Annotated in this window: 17 protein-coding genes and 1 pseudogene; 11 read left to right on the forward strand and 7 right to left on the reverse strand. The window is 46.0% G+C overall.

The features are described 5' to 3' along the window. A pseudogene (locus RIG27_RS34205) lies at window positions 1–82 on the reverse strand (Uma2 family endonuclease); the annotation flags it as partial. A gap of 163 nt (window positions 83–245) precedes the next feature. Here RIG27_RS34205 and RIG27_RS34210 point away from each other — a divergent pair. The 10 genes from RIG27_RS34210 to RIG27_RS34255 all read left to right on the forward strand — a co-directional run bounded on the left by RIG27_RS34210 (window position 246) and on the right by RIG27_RS34255 (window position 11,182). Next, window positions 246–1,193, forward strand: coding sequence for an S-layer homology domain-containing protein (locus RIG27_RS34210; protein WP_446351464.1), 948 nt, complete (start codon window positions 246–248; stop codon window positions 1,191–1,193). Window positions 1,194–1,396: 203 nt separating this feature from the next. Beyond that, window positions 1,397–2,179 carry an iron-containing redox enzyme family protein gene (locus tag RIG27_RS34215; RefSeq protein WP_446351465.1) on the forward strand — a complete coding sequence of 261 codons (783 nt, stop codon included), beginning with the start codon at window positions 1,397–1,399 and terminating at the stop codon, window positions 2,177–2,179. A gap of 33 nt (window positions 2,180–2,212) precedes the next feature. Further along, entirely contained in the window at window positions 2,213–3,043 is an 831-nt protein-coding gene (locus RIG27_RS34220) for an SDR family oxidoreductase (protein WP_446351466.1), read from the forward strand. A 26-nt stretch (window positions 3,044–3,069) separates the two neighbouring features. Next, the gene (locus RIG27_RS34225) at window positions 3,070–3,996 is read left to right on the forward strand and encodes a phytanoyl-CoA dioxygenase family protein (protein WP_446351467.1); all 927 of its coding nucleotides are present in this window, start codon (window positions 3,070–3,072) and stop codon (window positions 3,994–3,996) included. Window positions 3,997–4,446: 450 nt separating this feature from the next. Then, window positions 4,447–5,298, forward strand: a complete 852-nt coding sequence (locus tag RIG27_RS34230; RefSeq protein ID WP_446351468.1) for an MBL fold metallo-hydrolase — start codon at window positions 4,447–4,449, stop codon at window positions 5,296–5,298. Between the two features lie 103 nt (window positions 5,299–5,401). Then, window positions 5,402–6,238 carry a methyltransferase domain-containing protein gene (locus RIG27_RS34235; RefSeq protein WP_446351469.1) on the forward strand — a complete coding sequence of 279 codons (837 nt, stop codon included), beginning with the start codon at window positions 5,402–5,404 and terminating at the stop codon, window positions 6,236–6,238. Between the two features lie 225 nt (window positions 6,239–6,463). Beyond that, the gene (locus RIG27_RS34240; RefSeq protein ID WP_446351470.1) at window positions 6,464–7,804 is read left to right on the forward strand and encodes an SET domain-containing protein; all 1,341 of its coding nucleotides are present in this window, start codon (window positions 6,464–6,466) and stop codon (window positions 7,802–7,804) included. A gap of 45 nt (window positions 7,805–7,849) precedes the next feature. Then, a complete protein-coding gene (locus RIG27_RS34245) occupies window positions 7,850–9,193 on the forward strand; it encodes an aspartate aminotransferase family protein (RefSeq protein WP_446351471.1) in 1,344 nt (447 codons plus the stop codon). A 43-nt stretch (window positions 9,194–9,236) separates the two neighbouring features. Further along, window positions 9,237–10,028, forward strand: a complete 792-nt coding sequence (locus tag RIG27_RS34250) for a class I SAM-dependent DNA methyltransferase (RefSeq protein WP_446351472.1) — start codon at window positions 9,237–9,239, stop codon at window positions 10,026–10,028. A 572-nt stretch (window positions 10,029–10,600) separates the two neighbouring features. Beyond that, complete coding sequence (locus RIG27_RS34255) at window positions 10,601–11,182, forward strand: chorismate--pyruvate lyase family protein (RefSeq protein ID WP_446351473.1); 582 nt, start codon at window positions 10,601–10,603, stop codon at window positions 11,180–11,182. A 42-nt stretch (window positions 11,183–11,224) separates the two neighbouring features. Here the strand turns inward: RIG27_RS34255 and RIG27_RS34260 are convergent, their stop codons facing one another. From RIG27_RS34260 to aroC, 6 genes are all read right to left on the reverse strand, one after another. Further along, a complete protein-coding gene (locus RIG27_RS34260; RefSeq protein WP_446351474.1) occupies window positions 11,225–11,959 on the reverse strand; it encodes a Uma2 family endonuclease in 735 nt (244 codons plus the stop codon). Window positions 11,960–12,041: 82 nt separating this feature from the next. After that, window positions 12,042–14,150: a bifunctional arginine dihydrolase/ornithine cyclodeaminase gene (argZ, locus tag RIG27_RS34265; RefSeq protein WP_446351475.1), complete on the reverse strand. Its 2,109-nt coding sequence runs from the start codon at window positions 14,148–14,150 to the stop codon at window positions 12,042–12,044. A 280-nt stretch (window positions 14,151–14,430) separates the two neighbouring features. Beyond that, window positions 14,431–14,757: a type II toxin-antitoxin system VapC family toxin gene (locus RIG27_RS34270; RefSeq protein ID WP_446351476.1), complete on the reverse strand. Its 327-nt coding sequence runs from the start codon at window positions 14,755–14,757 to the stop codon at window positions 14,431–14,433. Window positions 14,758–14,826: 69 nt separating this feature from the next. Further along, window positions 14,827–15,147 carry an antitoxin gene (locus tag RIG27_RS34275; protein WP_446349450.1) on the reverse strand — a complete coding sequence of 107 codons (321 nt, stop codon included), beginning with the start codon at window positions 15,145–15,147 and terminating at the stop codon, window positions 14,827–14,829. Window positions 15,148–15,288: 141 nt separating this feature from the next. Then, on the reverse strand, window positions 15,289–16,137 hold the full coding sequence (locus tag RIG27_RS34280; RefSeq protein WP_446351477.1) for an MBL fold metallo-hydrolase: 849 nt from the start codon (window positions 16,135–16,137) through the stop codon (window positions 15,289–15,291). 7 nt (window positions 16,138–16,144) lie between these two features. Next, window positions 16,145–17,239, reverse strand: a complete 1,095-nt coding sequence (aroC, locus tag RIG27_RS34285; RefSeq protein ID WP_446351478.1) for a chorismate synthase — start codon at window positions 17,237–17,239, stop codon at window positions 16,145–16,147. 102 nt (window positions 17,240–17,341) lie between these two features. Between aroC and RIG27_RS34290 the strand changes: the two genes are divergently transcribed. Further along, on the forward strand, window positions 17,342–18,469 hold the full coding sequence (locus RIG27_RS34290) for a M14 family zinc carboxypeptidase (protein ID WP_446351479.1): 1,128 nt from the start codon (window positions 17,342–17,344) through the stop codon (window positions 18,467–18,469). Window positions 18,470–18,705 lie beyond the last annotated feature (236 nt).

Genomic DNA, 18,705 nt, shown 5'->3' on the forward strand with positions numbered 1-18,705 from the left:
TATCCACAGGATCATCAGGTAAGGGAAAATCATCGGGTAGCTTCTCCCAGGTAATTTTAGGCTGAGTTGTCACCGTTGTCATCCTTATCATCTCCCTGCATCTGTAAGCCCTATTTTAGATAAAGATAGAGTGCGATCGCATGAATTGCTCCACTCAGATCATCGCAAAAGGCACAGTGAATTATCCAGACGCGATCGCTAATCTCCTGTAAGAGCGTATATGTTTCATGGGTTACGCGATCGCTATGTCCCCTCCCTATCCGCCAGAACCCCCATCTCCTCTCGATTTGGACGAGTGGATTGCGATTATTGTGACATTGACAACAATTGGCGGTATTTTCTATTGGGCGATGGGTAAAGAACAAAAACAGCAAATTCTGCAAGACTTGGGATTTTCCCCGCCCTCGCCTCAACCTGACTCAACCCCGGAATCCCCAGAACCCACTAAACCCACGCCGACGACTCCTGAGTTATCGGAGTCTGAGATAACATCTTGCCCTGTAGAGACGAGCCAAGGCACGTCTCGCCGCCAGGTTGCAGGAGAGCCAGAAAGAGTTCAAGTTAATCGAACATCTCCAACGCCTCAGCAAACCCCATTTCCGACTCCAACAACACCGACTCCCTCGGTAGAATTTTCGGATGTTCCCGATGACTTTTGGGCAAAAAATGCGATCGCAGCTTTGGCAAAGCGGGATATTGTGGTGGGTTTTCCCCAGGGCGAATTTAAACCGCAGCGATTTGCCACCCGTGGAGAGTTAGCCGTTATGCTACAGCAGGGATTTGCTCTTAAACCAAAGCAACGTGCGATCGCGTTTAAGGATTTACCGCCCAATTACTGGGGTGCTCAAGCAATTAAGGCGGTGGCTAAAGCGGGAATAATTATCGGATACCCTGATTATAAATTTCGTCCCAACCAACCGATTACCCGTGCTGAAGCCTTAGTTGTCTTAGCTAAAGCCCTAAACCTGAAACCCCCAGCCGAACCCAGTAAAACCTTAAAACAATACGCAGATAACAACAAAATACCAGATTACGCGATCGCTAATGTCGCGGCGGCGGTAAAAGCGGGTTTAGTCACTGGCTATCCTCAAGGAAATTTACTCAATCCCAATAAACCAGCCACTCGTGCTGAACTTGCGGCAATGTTTCATCAAGCTAGAGTGATTTCCCGCAACAGAGATTTACGACAATAATTAACCGACTCTCTTGCACTTGGAATAATCCGCACCGATACCACCCTAAAAAGAGACATTGATTTGAACAACAAGTGTACAAAAATTTACATTTTTCGGTTGAGTGATTTTAGCCACTTGATGGTATAGTGGGCAAGGACTATTCTTCCACAGGGATACAACAACAGATAGATATAGCATATTCCATCTATTTTTCAGCAACAATGAACCACAGTAAAAACTCGTTATTTAACCAGAATAACACTATAGAAAACTGGGAAAATCTAGTTAAGCAAATTGTATCACAACAGGCTTGGCTTGCCAACACCTCTGTTCATGAACTGTCTATTATTCAAGCCGCTACATCGGCTGTGCGAGTCGCTGCCTATTGGTATCATTTCAGTGTCTTTGCCGCCGATTTTCTCTGTTTAGCCCTGCCCTTGCTGCAAAATCATCGGAATCGCAGCTATGTCGCCCAGACAGTTAATGAAGAATTGGGAAATGGAGTTCCCGATCAGGTTCACTCTGTTCTACTGCTAGAGGCATATAAGAAAGCAGGTATGGATAAAAACGACATACTGGCTTATCCAACAATTGAACTGGATCAAGTTCTGGAACCCTTTAGACAACGACTGCTCGAAGCCAATAATGACTATGAGATTGCCGGATTTTTCCTCGGTTTCGAGCTTTTGGCGGAACACAATATCTCTCATGTATTTGAATGTTTGCAGCCTGATGAGTGTAGTCGGGAAGAATTACGACAGACTGCCTATTTCCAAGAACATTTTCAAGTTGAACCGGAACACATTAAACGGGCAATAACTATGGGGATGAATTCCTGCTCTGACGATCATCAGATTAAATCAATGCTTGATACCTTTCATCACGGCATTGCCTTCTGGAATCGTTTCTGGCAAGTGGTGCATCAGGATGTGCTAGAGCCAAATAGTTTTCAACTCAAACCAACGGTAACCCGCTCCCGTGAACCGGTACTCGCCCACACCTAAAAGTCTTAGTAATGGTAGTAATGGGATTAAATTATGGATCTGGGATTAAAGGATCGGGTAGCCTTAGTCTGTGCCAGTAGCCAAGGATTAGGAAAAGCGATCGCGAAATCTCTAGCGCAAGAAGGAGCAATTGTGGCTCTATGCAGCCGCAACCCAAAAACCCTTGAAGCAACTCGTCAAACCTTAGCTGCAGAAACTCATAGCAAGATTATCGGTGTCGTCGCCGATTTGAGTGTGAAGTCGGATATAGAACGACTGCTGGAAACCGTACAAACTCAACTCGGTGCGATCGATATCTTAGTGAATAATACAGGCAACCCTCCCGCTGGTTGTCTTTCCCAATTAAAGGATTCCGATTGGGATAATGCCTATCAGTTGGTACTCATGAGTGCAATTCGACTCATAAAAGGAGTCGTATCCGGGATGATGGAGCGCGGTTGGGGGCGAGTCATTAATATCGCCACCAGCGCCGTCGAACAACCCAGAGGCGATCTGTTGATTTCCACAACCTTCCGAGCTGGATTAGCCGCTTTTAGTCGCGCGATCGCGGCAGAGTTGGCGGAACATAATGTGCTAATTCATACCGTTTGTCCGGGAGTAATTGCCACAGGTGCGATGTTGAACCTAGCCGAAAACATGGCGGCGGCGACAGAAATTTCGGTGGAAACGGCTAGAGATAAATTAGCGTTTGCTGTTCCCATGGCACGGATGGGTAAACCCGAAGAAGTCGCCGCTTTAGTAACTTGTTTGGCATCGGATCAACTCAGTTACATGACAGGACAAACCATTACCATCGACGGCGGAAAACTAACCGTTCCCCTCAAAAGTGCTTATGCAGAAGCTTCCCGAAACATTTCTCATTAATAACCTGTGACATTTAATCAAAAAGCATGAATCTGACGCAAAAATCACCACTCTCAAATTCAATCCCTGAGTCAAACCCACCCCTGCTCACCTCTCGCCCCCTCTCTGCCGATCAGGTAAACCAGTATCACCAGGATGGGTTTATTATCATCCGCCAATTTTTTGAGTCAGAGGAGATAGAGCCTTTACAACGATTACTAGAAAACGATCCAAATCTTAACGGTTACTGGACACAAAGAAATACCAATAAACAGGGTGATAACTTTCGGGTTTCGGTTTGGACAGAACTCGGAAACACCCTATTCGGCGTAATTCCGCGAATCGCTCGGATGGTGGATGCCACCGAAGCCTTACTCGGCGAACCCTGTTACCATTGGCACTCAAAAATCGTCAAAGTTCAGCCCGGAAATAGTGGTTTAGCATGGCATCAAGACTACGATCATTGGTATCAAGATGGCTGTCTGTTTCCCCAACTCCTCACTTGTACCATTGCCCTCAGCCCCACCAATAAAGATAATGGCTGTTTGCAAGTGATCAAGAAATCTCATTTACTGGGTCGGATTAATCATATAATTGTAGAAGATCAGGGATACCAGAATATTCCCGAACCCAAGCGATTAGCCAAAATATTGGCAGAATTTGAGGTAGTGTACTGCGAAATAGAACCCGGAGACGCCATATTTTTTCACGCCAACACCCTCCATAGTTCTGGGTTCAATGCTTCTGATACATCTCGTCTGTTAATGCACTGTTCTTATAACGCGGTTAATAATGTCCCCTTTATTCAAGCAGGGCAAGAACATCATCAATACCGCCCCCTAATTAAGGTGTCGGATTCGATTATTAAAGAAGGCGGCTATGACTCAGTATGGAATCACCATGAATTCCACCCCAGCGAAACCGATAATAATTTAGGCAAAGGTGTATTTTATCGCCAAGCTTGGACATCATAAGTAAGTCTGACGTTTCACGGTATGTGACGCAACGTGGGTGTTTCAGACGTGCCATTTTAGTCTGTAGGGGCGGGTTTTATTACTATCTTTTCGGTTGCACCCAGATGTAACTAAACCCGCCCCGAATCAGGTTTCTAGACTTCCGGTGAAAAGTCAGGTAAATAGGTAAGCACAATAAACGTTAATGGTGGAACTCGTCATTTGTCAAAACACTGATTTCACGGATTTATTGTCCAGATGGAGGTAGAGGCGCGAGAGCTTGTTGACACTGATTACACAGACAATTTAGTTCTCTCATCTCCAGGGTAGGATTGGGATTTTAACGGTGATTATTTCGTCTAACTTGTCATTTGTCATTGGTAAGGATTTCAGGGGAGTTTACACAACTTAACCGGGTTAAATTTATTTCCACCAACCGACTTAACTTAATTGCAGTGAAGGAAAAAAGGAATGAATTGGAAAATAGGGAATGTTTCCATTACCCCAGTAATTGAACTGGATTTATCAGTAGACGCATCATTTAGCCTCCCCGATGCGACACCAGAAAACTTAGCCCCCGACTTCGACTGGCTCCAACCCCATTTTGTTGAGCCAGACGGTACACTGAAATTTAGAGTTCAGGCACTGCTAGTTGAATCTTATGGGCATAAAATTATCATTGATACCTGTTTGGGCAATGATAAACAACGCTCAGAGCCAGTCTTTAACCAACTCAATCAACCCTTTCTTGAAGATATAGCTAAATCTGGTTTCCAGCGTGAACAAGTGGATATCGTCGTCTGTACCCACTTGCACTATGATCATATCGGTTGGAATACGATGAACGTGAACGGGGAATGGATACCCACATTTCCCAATGCTCGCTATCTAATTACCCAGCCTGAATTTGACTATTGTCGGAGTCAAAAGGACGATTTCTGGGCAAAAGCCTTTGGGGATTCTGTCGCACCCATCTTTGCCGCCGGATTGGTAGACTTAGTGGATTCTAATTATCAAATTACCCCAGAATTGCAACTAATCCCAACACCCGGTCATACTCCTGGACATTCTAGTGTAGCCATTTCCTCCCAAGGACAGAACGCCATGATTACAGGAGATATTATGCACCATCCCTGCCAATGTATGCACCCCGACTGGAAATGTGTTGCCGATACCTCTCCCCAGCAAGCCGAGACAACTCGACGAGAATTTCTCAACCATGTCGGCGATACAGATATTCTCGTCATTGGTACTCATTGGAGCGCTCCCCAACCTGTCAGGATCACCCAACACAAAACAGCATGGAAAGTACAAATTGATTAATACTTACGTAGGGTGCGTTAGCGAAGCGTAACGCACCGTGAACCTATGGTGTAGCTGCATAATTCCCGTATTAATCTGAAAACTTCAATAAATGACCAATTAAATGGAACACGGTACAGGAATCAAAGAGCTAGAACTTCTCAATATTGAATGGCAACTTGATCACCATTTGGCTAAAAAACAACATCGCCAACAAATCGTTAATGATTTGCAGCTAAAACCGGGGGATTGGGTGCTAGATTTAGGCTGTGGGGCTGGACTTTGGTCCTCTATGTTTGCCGAAAAAGTCAAACCCAACGGGCGAGTGATTGGGGTAGATATCGACTCACGCTGGATTGAGTATGCAAGGCAAAATCTAGAGCAGCACCCGCTCAAAGACATAATTGAATATCGAGTAGATGATTTAAGGAATCTATCCTTTGCCGATGAAACCTTTGATTTAGTGTTTATCAGCGGTTGTTCCCCGTATTTAGCCGATATTCACGCCGTCTTAGCCCAGCAAAAACAAATCACCAAAAAAGGCGGCAGAATTGCCGATCGCAGCTGGGATGATGGTATGTTTATTGTGCATCCGATCAGCCCTTATCTATCGGGCAAAGTCATGTTAGCCGTTGCCCAAGCCTTTGAGTCAAGAACCCCAGAACACTATTTTGATAACTATTTTGGGCGAAAATCCCATGGTATTTTTCGACAAGCTGGATTTGCCAACATTTCCACTACATCCTATGCCCTACAGCTACTGCCGCCGCTCTCGCCAGCCGCCAAGCATTACATTACAGGAAATGCCCAATTGTATACAAAAATTGCCGCTCCCTATCTTTCCCAGGCAGAGTTAAATCAATGGAGTGAATATTTTAATCCCCTGTCTGAAACCTATATCCTCAATTGCGATGATTTCTATTACGGCATATTGGAAGTCTTAACCGTCGGCACCGTTTAAATTAAGTCAGTTGCTCGAAATAAACCTAACTCGGATAGCTTGTGTAAACTCCCCCGGAATCCATTACCAATAACAAAGAACAAATGAGACAAACCAACCCCCGTTAAAATCCCAATCCTACCCTGAAGATGAGAGAACTAAATTCTCTGTGTAATCAGTGTCAACAAACTCTCACGCCCCTACCGCCATCTAGACAATAAATCCGTGAAATCAGTGTTTTGACAAATGACCACACCAAGCCTAGATTATACTATCACCCATCGTTTTCCAGGTCTTGATCTTAGCGATCGCGAATTTGAAACCCTGATTGAGCTTGCCAGTTGGCAACGCATCCCGGAATTCCCTCGCCGTGGCAGAATGGCATGGCATAAATTGAATGAGCCAGCCGCTTTAGTTGCCAATCCCAACTATAAACTCAGAGCCGCCAAACTTAAAGGAGTAGGCGCTTGGAATCCCCCCGATACCAGTCGTCATCGAGATCCACTCCTAGATTCCTTCACCGAAACTCCCATCCCCCCAACCACGAAACCCCTAGAAAGTTTTGCCACCTATCCCCATTTCGGCTTCAACTCAGAGGGAGACTACACCTTTGTTTATAGTGATCCGGCTCCCGTGGGTGGAATTCTCCACAGTCGCGCTCTCCTGGAGTATCGTAGTGCCGAAATCCTAGTGGAAAACGGTGTACCCACGATTGTTCCCGTCGCCGTGATTCAGTATGCAGAGAATTATCGATTTCTGGGTAAACCCATGGGTGCGGTTATTTCTCTAGTACCCGATACGGCGCCTTATCGGTTATCGGAGGTGCAGTTTGGCAGCGCCACTCAACGGGGTACGAATCCTGGCGCCGATAACTATTATAATCGCATCCGTGAGTCTTTAGGAATTGAGGGTGATCCAACCTGTGAAACCACTCGGTTAGAAACCATTAATATTCTTGCCCGAAAAATCGGCAAAAGTATGCGCGACTTTACCCTAGCTGGATTATACCGATATTCCCCCGAATGGTCTAATTTTGAGTACGATTTTCAGCGCCAAGAGGTACTCTTTACCGACTTAGATTCCACGCGACAGATGGCAGAAATACCGGAAGAGTTGCGTACCTTGCAAGCGTTACGAGAATTAGGCTCTGTGGTATACCGAACCGTGGCTAAATTTGGTACCCCTTCGGTGTTGGAAATTTATACCCTTAACAATCTCCTGAAATACGATCCACTCTTTGAGTTGATTAGCGGCTATTTTCCCCAAGCGACTACAGCGGAGATTAAGACAATTACGAATAAGTTGTGGAATTGTTTTATTCCTTACCTGTTCTTACTCAAGAAATATAAACAAGAAATTAATCAGGATTGGTCTTCAGAAAGACGCCGCAGCTATAAAATGGATCATGATTTGTTCTATATCCTCGCCATGACAAGTTTATATCCCCTATTCCACCAGTCAGATATATTTCACCAATACCCATCGAATTTAACCCTGGAAAACTTGATCCAGAAAGCGGAATTATATTTGGGTGAACGTTACGAATATTTTTTATACCTATTCGATGAAAAAACATCCATTGTGTAGAGACGCGCCATGGCGCGTCTCTACAACCAGTAGAGGAAAACATCAATGCCAACAATCTTAGAACGATATCACCAGCAGTTTCAAAACCACAAAAACCTGGCACAACAGGCAAATACTATTTTTCCCGATGGCATCACCAGTGATGGGCGCTATACCGAACCCTTCCCCATTTACATCCAACAAGCCCAAGGGTCAAAAAAAACAGGAATTTGTGGCAAAGAATTCATCGATTATTGGGGCGGAAATGGCGCATTATTACTCGGACATAATCCCCCGGAAATTGTGGCAGCGGTAACCCAACAAATCCAAAACGGAACCCACTATAGTGCCTGTCATCCCCTGGAAATCGAATGGGCAAACTTGGTGATGGAATTAATCCCTTCCGCCGAACGAGTACGGTTTACCAATTCGGGAACAGAAGCCAATTTGCTAGCAATTCGACTCGCACGCACATACACGGGTAAAAAAAAGCTAATCAGATTTGTTGGACATTATCACGGGTGGCATGATTCCGTGATTTTAGGTGCAAATGAAACACCAGAATCGGGAATTTATCAGAGTATTAGCGACATGACAATTGTTTGTCCACCCAACGATATTCATGCCGTGGAAAAATGGTTACAAACTGACCCCGATATCGCTTGTATTATTTTAGAACCCACAGGGGCTTGTTCTGGGGTAATTCCCACAAATGGTGAGTTTCTGCATCAGTTACGAGAACTCACCCAACATTATGGTGTACTATTAATTTTCGATGAAATTATCACCGGATTTCGGATTGCTCCTGGCGGCGCCCAAGCCTATTATCAGGTTATGCCAGATTTAACCACCCTAGCCAAGGTGTTGGCGGGGGGATTACCGGGGGGAGCAGTGGTGGGAAAAAAGCAGATTTTAAATTTAATTTCTAAACGGGAACAGGCTAAACTAGGTCAAGGTAAAAAAGTATCCCATTTAGGAACCTTTAACGCCAACCCATTATCGGCAGCGGCGGGAATTGCGATGTTGAAAATCGTGAAAACGGGTGAACCTCAAGCCCAGGTTAATCAACTTGCCAAAAACCTGCGTCGGGGTTTAAATGAAATAATTGACCAATACCATCTCGACTGGGTAGTATACGGCGAATTTTCTTGTATCAAGTTCTTAATTGGTCACACTATCCATCACCTGAAAACGGCTGATTTTGACCCGTATCAGTGGGATTTACGCCAGTTAATGCGTCGGGGAAACCCAGAACTGCGTCAAAGTTTGCGCCGGGGTTTGTTACTCTGTGGAGTCGATATTTCCCTAAGCAGTGTCACCATGGCAGCCCATTCAGCCGCAGATATCAAACAAACCATTGCCGCATTTGCTCAGACAATTGACTGGATGAAAGCCGATGGTTTAATTTGAATCAATAAAGACACAAACACCGTTGAAAATGTGAAATAAAATCATGACAAAAGATATCTTTCCCCAAGTACCGGAACGCCCGAATTTATATGATTGGTTGTACCACAAGACGACCAAAGATATTGAGATGTATTCTCATTTAACCGAAGGACATGAGTCTATCCTGGAATGTGCTGTGGGTACAGGTAGACTGGCAATTCCTTTAGCCGAAAAAGGGCGAATTGTCCATGGCATCGATTACTCGGCGGCTATGCTGCAAAAATTCAAAGATAAACTGGCAGATAGTCCAGAAACAACCCGCAACCGGATACATTTGTATCAAGCCGATATGCGGGATTTTGATTTAAATCAAAAATTTACCTTTGTCTTTGTTCCCTTCGGCAGTTTTGTGTATCTCCTAACAATTGAAGACCAAAAATCCTGCCTAAATTGTCTGCGGCGACATCTTGCCGATGGGGGGACATTAGTGATTGATCTACCCACCTGGGAAGAAGCACGGGATGAGAAGTGGTTGAATAATGATCTGGCGCTAATGAAAGTTAAACAGGCAATTAACCCAGAAACAGGAAAGACAACGGAAATGTGGAGTACCTTTCGTTTCGACTCATCCACCCAGATTATGGAACAAGATAGACATTACCGAATTTATGCTCACGACGGATGTTTAGAACGGGAACAAGTGGTATTATGGAAAAGTCGCTTTTTTTTCCTGGGTGAATTCCAATTGTTACTAGAAACCTGTGGGTTGAAAATTTCCCAAGTTTACGGGGATTTTCAATTTGGTGCTTATCGACATAATAGCGAGGTAGCCGTCGTTGTGATCAAAGCGGCTTAATCTGAACCACAAGACTGGGGATTTTACCCACCCTAGCCTCAACTGGATTCAACAACAAATGGCAACTCTATTTAAGGAAGCCAAGCAGAAATTGCCAAGCCAAATGTAGGGGCGGGTTTAGGGACTAAATTCAGCTATTCACCGATAAATGAACAGCAAAACCCGCCCTATCTCACCGATAAATGAACTGTCAAATATTCTGGTCAATCAAACTAACAATTTAGCACACTAACTACGGAAGACCCAGTTTCGTTTTCTTAGCGTCTCAAGATGCGTCTTATATGGCGGGTGCTACATCCGAACGGTGGTGTGGTTGTTGGTGCATAGAGATTGGGTGTAGGGTGTGGGAAAAATCCCAGCACGGCTATCTCCTCCAACTGTAGAGACGTAGCATGCTACGTCTCTATTCAATTATGTTCAGGTGGTCAAATAGTCGCAAGAGTGTTACATTAATTTTAGTTGTAAATAAATGTAAACTTTCAGGGTGATACAAACGCTAACTGTATACAAAACCTCGGTTTTAGCGTTTTTCATTCAACCAAGTGGATAGGGGAAATAGGAGTTCAGACACCATGAGCCAACTAATAGCAAACGAACACCTCATGCGAGACGATTTACAACAGTCTCTAGAGCGCCATCATATCAATCCGGCGACATTGAGTACGTTTCAGCGAATTTTACTCACTACCGATGGCACGTTAACTGATATTCTGGAAGCCTATCTCTTTGAACAGATCCAGGTTGTCAAAATCTCCCAAAATCTTATCCCCATTCCCAAATCACTTCCGATTATGGAGTTAGCGGAGGGGACAGAAGTGATTGATAGACGCATTTTACTGCAAGGACGCATTAGTCGCCAAAACTTTATTTACGCGGAATCCCTCCTGGTTCCCGAACACCTGGATGATAATTTTAGACATGAATTGTTTAAAACCAAAACCCCAATTGGTAAGATTTGGTTGGAGCAAAAGGTGGAAACCTTTAAAGAAATTTTGGATTCTGCTAAAGAACCGGCTCAGGGTTTAGCGGAGTATTTTAACATTGAGGCGAGTGACAATCTGCTTTCTCGTACCTATCGCGTATTTACCAATGGTAAACCTGTAATGATGATTACAGAAAAGTTTCCGGAACGTTATTTTCTCAATAGTGTTTGATTTCGAGAACGAGCGATCATCTAGATCCCACAAATCGCGTTATCATGTTTCCGGCTCTATCCCCAAAGCCCTGAGCTGCTCCCGCAAACGAGCATTCTCTCCCTCGGCTCGTTCAGCTCGCTGGCGTTCCTGTTCGGCTCGTTCTTCCCCTGTCAACAGCAAATGCCCCTGACTATCCCACCACCGCAACCAGGGCAGTTCTACGTTCTTGTAGCGTCCCTGCCAAATGCCCAGCTCTACTCCCAGTGGCTCAATCGGGTAATGTCCGCGATCATTGGCGGGTAACAACCTGTAGCGTCCTTCTAACAGATGATAAACGTCTACCCTGGCTTGCTCTACTTCGTAGATGCCGTAGAAAGGAATGCGAATCGCTTGTTCGTAAACCCAGAACTTGCCTTGATAAGGCGTGGAATCTCGTTCTTCGGAGCCATTTCCAGAGACGAATTCTAAGGCGATGAGGGGGGAAACGATTTCCTGCCACAGGACGTAGGAGCGCCGCATTTGACCGTCCAGGGTGGGTGGCACATTGGCAACATAAAACCAGTCAGGGGCTTCGGCTCCGCGCTCTGGTGGGTCAGTTAAGCGCCAGTAGATACCACTGTCTTGACCGATGGCATAGTATCCATCGGGGTGTAGTTGTTGGAGAATCGGCTCAATGGACTCGGTTAACAGAATACTTTGAGGATGTTCCTGAAAGTTTTTCACAAACGTACCATCGGATTCTGGGAGTTGGGTGTGATCGGGTAGAGTTTTGGGAAGTTCGGGTATCGTTTTCATTCTTCATCAGTTCTCTAGGACTGTGGAAACCCGCGCAGGCGGGTTTCGTTTGTGTAGCTGCGGTTTCTAACCGCCCAATCGATTACGCTGACTGTTGATAAGGACTGGTCAACTTATCCAACTGTTGTACCAACAAACTCAGGAATAAGCCCACATCTGTTACCACACCCACGGATTCTAAGGAACCGCGATCGCTTAACTTAGTAACAACGGCTGGATTGATATCCACACAAACCATTTTCACCCCAGATGGTGTCATATTTCCCACCCCAATAGAGTGCAGCATCGTGGATAGCATCAAAATCATGTCCGCCCCTTCCAGCAGTTTGGCATAGTCGGCTTGGGCTTTAATCAAATTCATCTGCGTATCCGGTAGGGGTCCATCATCGCGAATGGAACCGGCTAGGGAAAAGGGAACATTCTGCTTGATGCATTCATACATAATCCCTTTTGTCAATGCCCCTTTCTCCACAGCACCAGCAATGCTGCCATAACGACGGATGGTATTAATTACCTTGAGATGGTGGCGGTGTCCACCCCGTACCGGGACACCCCGTTTCATATCCACACCCAGAGAGGTTCCCATCAGGGATTGCTCAATATCATGAACCGCGATCGCATTACCGCCCAACAGCGCTTGCACATATCCTTGGCGTATTAGACGGGATAAATGTTGAGAACCCCCCGTGTGAATCACCACCGGACCTGCGGTAACAATCACTTTACCCCCTTGATCGCGAATTTGGCGCAATTCCCAGGCAATTTGCTCGACAATTAATTCCACTCGGCGTTCACTAGAGACGCCAGCACCCATGAAGCTAAATTCTTCACTCCCACGCTGTTCACGGGTTTTCGGCTTGTGAACGGTGCGGATTCCTTCTACACCAACAACCACCTGTTCACCGACTTCTAGATCCCGTAGGATTTTACAGCAAGCAATAGGCTGGGAGTCAATCTGGGTGATCGCAATTGCCCCATCCATGCGCTGGTTTTGGACTTTCACCCACTCACCCTTAATCCGGACTTCTGTGGGATAAATCGTGGAAACATAAAAGTCATCCGGTGCTACACCCGATTGAGTCACAGGTTCAAGATTCGCATCACATTCCTCTTGAACGGGAGCGACAGCTCCCAACTCAATCAGTTGGCTCATCACCTCTTCCATCACATCATGGGAGGGTGCTGATACGCGAATTTCAGCGCTGGAGGTACTTTGTCGTTGGACACCCAAATCGAAGTTGAGAACCTGGAAACTACCGCCTGTTTCCACAATCAGATCTAACGCCCGACTAATCAATCCAGAGTCTAACAAATGCCCTTCTAAACGAATCATGCGGCTTTCGACTGGGACATTCGCATGGAGTTCAGTACGAACCGGTTCCGTTACTCGGAGAGTCAAGCATTTCGCTGCGCCACCCGCTTTGAGGAATTCCGTCAGGGGGGTTTCAACCACTCTAAACCCTGCCTCAGCCAACCGTTGCTTCAGGCGATCGCTGACTTTGTTCATCACCACAACTTGGTCAACATTCACCGCATTGCAGGCGAAGTTCACCGCATCGGCTTCGTCTATGGCGATACGTTTTTCGGGTGCGACTCGCATTTCAATTAAGCGATTGGAGTACGCATCAAAGGCGGGGGGATAGTAGAGTAAATAGCCGCCTGTCAGGGGACAGAAACAGGTATCCAGGTGATAGAAACGCTCATCGGTGAGTCGCAGGGAGACGACTTCAATATCCAGCCATTTTGCCAGATAGGGGTGAGAATCCAATTCCGAACGGAAGCCATAGCCTGCCCATAACCAGCGCCCTTCCCGATCTAGGAGGGCATCACCTGCACCTTCAAAGGGGAGTTCTTTGGGGAGTTCGTGGACAGTGTAGCCTTGGGCTTCAAACCACTGCTTGAAATGGGGTTCCTCACCCTGGCGTTCTTTGTGCAAGAAGCGACTCAGGACAACATTTTTACCGAGAACCAGCCCCGCATTTGCCGTAAACACCATATCGGGCCACCCTTTTTCCGGGTTAACCAAATCCACGATCGCGTGATCTTTGAGGACATGGTGCAACTTGTGCCACTGTTCGACGGCGCGATCGCGCGAGGACTTATGAATATTCCCTTCCATCCAGGGATTAATCACATAGTCCACATCGTAGTGGTCTGGAGCGCACATGAGAAAGCGAATCGAATCAGTCATAATCAATTTTTAATGGGTAGACGCTTACAATAGACCAACTTCCTATCCTATCGGATTTTCAAAGGACAACCCACATTAGGTATAGTGATGGATTAGGTGAGATGCGATCGCCTCTCCAGTCGTCATACCCAATCAACTTTTGTCAACCTCTTCTGCTAGTGCAGCGCGGCAAAAATACAAGAGCCGCTTCGTAGATACGATGAAGCAGGGGGAGCAGAGGGAGCTGGGGAAGCTGGGGGAGATATTAGCTGTTCAGTTATTTCTGCTTTCTTGCACTAGGTTATGTCCACTGTTCAACCTGAAGACCTGGCACGCGGCTAAATTCACGCACATTATTCGTTGCGATCGCAACATTCAGGCTCAGGGCATGGCTGGCAATCAACAGATCGTTGTTGCCAATCAGCAAGCCAACTCGTTTGAGTTCAGTCCGTAGTCGTCCGTAACAAAGCCCTGCTGCCATATCAAATGGCATAATTTCCAGAGGCAGTAGAAAACGTTCCAATCGGTCAATATTTTCTTCGGGGCGGGCACTATTTTCAACCCCAAAGCGTAACTCAGCATAGGTAATTGCCGATATGCCAACTTCACCGATGGAATATAAGCGCAACCGTTCTAGGGGTTTGGGGTTTGGGGCGGTTAATCACATAAATACAGATATCCGTATCCAGCAAAATTTTCATACAATTGGTTCTCGCTCCACAGGGAGTGATTGATCGCGCTCAAGCTGGAGATCCACTGGGAAATCTTGAAGGGCATCAAACATGACCTGCCAGGGGTCTTCCTTGGGAAGCAGGACAACCCCATTACCCAATCGTTTAATTACCACTTCATCCCCAGAAAAGCGATAACTCTTGGGCAAGCGCACCGCCTGACTATTGCCACTCATAAACAGCTTTGCCGTTTCCATTGGGGACTCCATATATACAGAAAGGATATACCACTGCTTATAGCAAATACTTCCCTGGTGAAGCAATCCAGTATCCCAGCGGAACGGCATCGAGGAGTTTAAATCTGTCGCACATCAACACAGGTGAATTGATAGTCCCATTCAATGGATATTCTTTAGCCGTACAGAAGGGACAGTTGGCTTTACAGAAGTTGTGGTTCTAGCATTGATTTCGATGGCAGGACTGGTGTTCTAAATAAGGGGAATAATGAGTCCTTCCTTTGCCAAAAACGAACCTTCACAAGCACTTTGCACCTCAATGGCAATTTCATCGAGATTATCATCAGTATGATTGGGTTCGTGGTGGAAAATCGCCAGTTGCTTAACGCCAGCGGCTTTGGCAAGTTTTACCCCTTCTTGCCAGGTTGAATGTCCCCAACCCACCTTAGGAGATTTGGGATTGTGGTATTCTTGGTCAGTGTACATGGCATCGTAAATCAGGATATCCGCATCACGAGCTAAATTCAGTACATTTTCATCCAAGTGATCAGGATAATGTTCGGTATCGGTACAGTAGACCGCAGAACGTCCCTGCCAACTTACCCGATATCCCATCGCGCCATTGGGATGATTCAGGGGACTGGTTTCAATGGTAATATCCCCTAGGGTCATGGTATCGCCACAGATCAAGTCATAGAACTTCAAATCCGCCTGGATTTCTCGTTTCGGCACCGGTGAATTCAAATGCAATACCCGTTCTTTGAAATGCTGCTGCATAGACACTCCATCCGGTGCAGCGCCATGAATATGCAAGACATTCCCCTCGATAAAAGCGGGGTCAAAAAAGGGTACGCCCTGAATATGATCCCAGTGATAATGGGTAAAAAACCAATAGGCTTCAACCGGGAGTTGGGGCTTTAGATGTTTCCCCAGCATCCGGATACCGGTACCCCCATCAAAAATTAGGCGTTTGCCAGCGATACGCATCTCCACACAGGAGGTGTTCCCGCCGTAGCGAATGGTTTCTTTACCAGGGGAGGGAATACTACCCCGCACGCCCCAGAATTGGACAACGAACTCAGAGGAAGGACTGCTTTCCATCGGAATTTTAAGGCTTTAATGTATGGCACTGACCCTGATGACGCAGTAGGTGATCACATAATACTAAGGCGACCATTGCTTCTACCATAGGCACAGCCCTGGGCAAGACGCAAGGGTCGTGACGTCCTTTGGCTGCTAGTATTGTTTCTTCACCGGTACTGGTCACTGTACGCTGTTCTTTTCGTATAGTAGCAGTGGGCTTAAACGCCACTCGCAAAATAATCGATTCTCCGTTTGTGATACCTCCCTGAATGCCGCCAGAACGGTTGGTTGTTGTCCGCACCTCTGCCGTATCATCGAGATAGAATTCATCATTATGTTCAGAACCCGTGAGTAATGTTCCGGCAAAGCCAGATCCAATCTCAAAGCCTTTGCTAGCAGGTAGGGACATCACCCCTTTGGCGAGATCCGCTTCCAGCTTATCAAAGACGGGTTCTCCTAGTCCTTTGGGCACATTGCGGGCGACACATTCGACTACCCCACCAATGGAATCCCCTTCACGCCGGATTAACTCGATTTTTTCTATCATTCGTTGGGCGCATTCACTATCAGGACAACGGACGATATTACTTTCAACCTGTTCCAGGGTGACGGTGTGGGGATCAACGGTGCCTTCTAAATCATGAATGCGTTTAACATAGCCAACGATGTCCACATTGGCAACCTGTTTAAGGATTTTTTTCGCGATCGCACCCGCTGCAACTCGACCAATGGTTTCCCGTGCTGAGGAACGTCCACCGCCCTGCCAATTGCGAATCCCATATTTAGCATCATAAGTGGCATCAGCGTGGGATGGGCGATATTTGAGAGCCATCTCTGAGTAATCTTGGGGGCGAGTATCTTTGTTGGGGACAAAGATAGAAATGGAGGTGCCTAGAGTTTTCCCTTCAAAGACGCCGGAGAGAATTTCACAGGTATCGGTTTCCTTGCGCGGGGTGGTAATCTTGCTTTGTCCCGGACGCCTGCGATCGAGTTCAAACTGAATCTCTGTGGCGGAAATCTCCAATTGGGGTGGACATCCATCAATCACCACACCGACACCGCCGCCGTGGGATTCTCCATAAGTCGTAATCCGAAACAGATGCCCGAAACTATTGCCCATAATGATCGAGATGATGCCGTTAAGATTCTTATGTTAGCAACGATTTAGTCGTCTGAGCCCACCCTACACCTTAGCCCTCATACTTTCCTGTACCCAATCCCTATGGTTCCCACTGTTGCAACCCTTCCGATTCAGCATCTCACCTCGGGCGATCGCCTCTCGATCCCAGTCTATAAGTTTATTGGCGCTAACCCTGGGAAAAAGGCATACATTCAAGCTAATCTCCATGGTTCAGAAATTGTTGGCAATGCTGTCATTCACCAACTGATTGAGTTTTTCAGCACCTTAGAGGATAGTCAACTCACTGGAGAAATTTGGCTAGTTCCTGTCTGTAATCCCATCGGCACTAACCAGCGGAATCATTTATTTGCCACTGGGCGCTTCAATCCATACGATGGTAAAGATTGGAATCGGATATTTTGGGACTACGAAAAAGAATGTGAGAATTTAACTGAGTTTGCTGAATTTCAGATGCATCACTCTCCTGAAGAAATTCGCCGCAATTATCTAGAACGTATTCAATCCAGCTTTGAGCAACATTTGGACGAACTTCAGTCTCCTAGCGGACTTGCTTTTACTGAACGCTATCGCTATCAGCTTCAATCCCTTTGTTTAGATGCTAACTATGTAATTGATATTCATAGTTCCACCAATCAGGCGATTGATTATTTGTATTGTTTCCAGAGTCGTGAGGAAAGTGCCAAAGCTTTTCTGTTGGATCGCGGAATTTTGATGAATGAATATGATGGTGATGCCTTTGACGAAGCCTTTATGAAGCCGTGGTTGGCATTAGAGAAGCAATTAGCCGCCTTGGGTAAAGCGATTCAGTTTGATGTTGAGTCTTGGACACTTGAACTGGGTTCGGGGATGGAAATGAATCCCGATTCGGTAAAAAAAGGAGTTCTGGGGATCAAAAATTATTTGGCACAAAAACAACTGGTCGATTGTCCAGATTTGCCCTTAGAGAAGACAACCTCTCAATCCGTTAACTTTACCATAAAAAGCCAAATTCAGCCGTACTATGCTCCAGTCGGGGGGATGATTCAATCACGAGTTCCGTTGGGCAGTCAAATTCAAGCCGAGCAGCCTTTGTATCAATTACTAAGTTTTAATCGAGAAGGGGATTTACCTCAAATAATTGACGTTCAGGCTGAATCCGATGGTTTGGTGTTTAGCGTTGCCAAGAATTATGCGGTTAATGAAGGTGAGTATGTTTTATCAATTATGTAGATAAAGATAGATGTTGTTGTTCCGTTATTGGTGAGAAAGGGCGGATTTTGTTGTTGGGTTATCGGTGAGAAAGGGCGGGTTTTGTTGTTGGGTTATCGGTGAGGAGGGCGGGTTTTGTTGTTGGGTTATCGGTGAGGAGGGCGGGTTTTGTTGTTGGGTTATCGGTGAGGAGGGCGGGTTTTGTTGTTGGGTTATCGGTGAGGAGGGCGGGTTTTGTTGTTGGGTTATCGGTGAAT

This window comes from Coleofasciculus sp. F4-SAH-05 (genome assembly GCF_040222985.1).
Classification (GTDB): domain Bacteria; phylum Cyanobacteriota; class Cyanobacteriia; order Cyanobacteriales; family Coleofasciculaceae; genus Coleofasciculus; species Coleofasciculus chthonoplastes.

What these genes read in the sequence shown, in the direction of transcription:
- argZ (WP_446351475.1), bottom strand. Translation starts at nt 14,150, where the DNA reads ATGACTGATTCGATTCGCTTTCTCATGTGCGCTCCAGACCACTACGAT.
- RIG27_RS34245 (WP_446351471.1), top strand. Translation starts at nt 7,850, where the DNA reads ATGCCAACAATCTTAGAACGATATCACCAGCAGTTTCAAAACCACAAA.
- RIG27_RS34235 (WP_446351469.1), top strand. Translation starts at nt 5,402, where the DNA reads ATGGAACACGGTACAGGAATCAAAGAGCTAGAACTTCTCAATATTGAA.
- RIG27_RS34290 (WP_446351479.1), top strand. Translation starts at nt 17,342, where the DNA reads ATGGTTCCCACTGTTGCAACCCTTCCGATTCAGCATCTCACCTCGGGC.
- RIG27_RS34240 (WP_446351470.1), top strand. Translation starts at nt 6,464, where the DNA reads ATGACCACACCAAGCCTAGATTATACTATCACCCATCGTTTTCCAGGT.
- RIG27_RS34250 (WP_446351472.1), top strand. Translation starts at nt 9,237, where the DNA reads ATGACAAAAGATATCTTTCCCCAAGTACCGGAACGCCCGAATTTATAT.
- RIG27_RS34215 (WP_446351465.1), top strand. Translation starts at nt 1,397, where the DNA reads ATGAACCACAGTAAAAACTCGTTATTTAACCAGAATAACACTATAGAA.
- RIG27_RS34275 (WP_446349450.1), bottom strand. Translation starts at nt 15,147, where the DNA reads ATGCCGTTCCGCTGGGATACTGGATTGCTTCACCAGGGAAGTATTTGC.
- RIG27_RS34260 (WP_446351474.1), bottom strand. Translation starts at nt 11,959, where the DNA reads ATGAAAACGATACCCGAACTTCCCAAAACTCTACCCGATCACACCCAA.
- RIG27_RS34280 (WP_446351477.1), bottom strand. Translation starts at nt 16,137, where the DNA reads ATGGAAAGCAGTCCTTCCTCTGAGTTCGTTGTCCAATTCTGGGGCGTG.
- RIG27_RS34220 (WP_446351466.1), top strand. Translation starts at nt 2,213, where the DNA reads ATGGATCTGGGATTAAAGGATCGGGTAGCCTTAGTCTGTGCCAGTAGC.
- aroC (WP_446351478.1), bottom strand. Translation starts at nt 17,239, where the DNA reads ATGGGCAATAGTTTCGGGCATCTGTTTCGGATTACGACTTATGGAGAA.
- RIG27_RS34210 (WP_446351464.1), top strand. Translation starts at nt 246, where the DNA reads ATGTCCCCTCCCTATCCGCCAGAACCCCCATCTCCTCTCGATTTGGAC.
- RIG27_RS34230 (WP_446351468.1), top strand. Translation starts at nt 4,447, where the DNA reads ATGAATTGGAAAATAGGGAATGTTTCCATTACCCCAGTAATTGAACTG.
- RIG27_RS34255 (WP_446351473.1), top strand. Translation starts at nt 10,601, where the DNA reads ATGAGCCAACTAATAGCAAACGAACACCTCATGCGAGACGATTTACAA.
- RIG27_RS34225 (WP_446351467.1), top strand. Translation starts at nt 3,070, where the DNA reads ATGAATCTGACGCAAAAATCACCACTCTCAAATTCAATCCCTGAGTCA.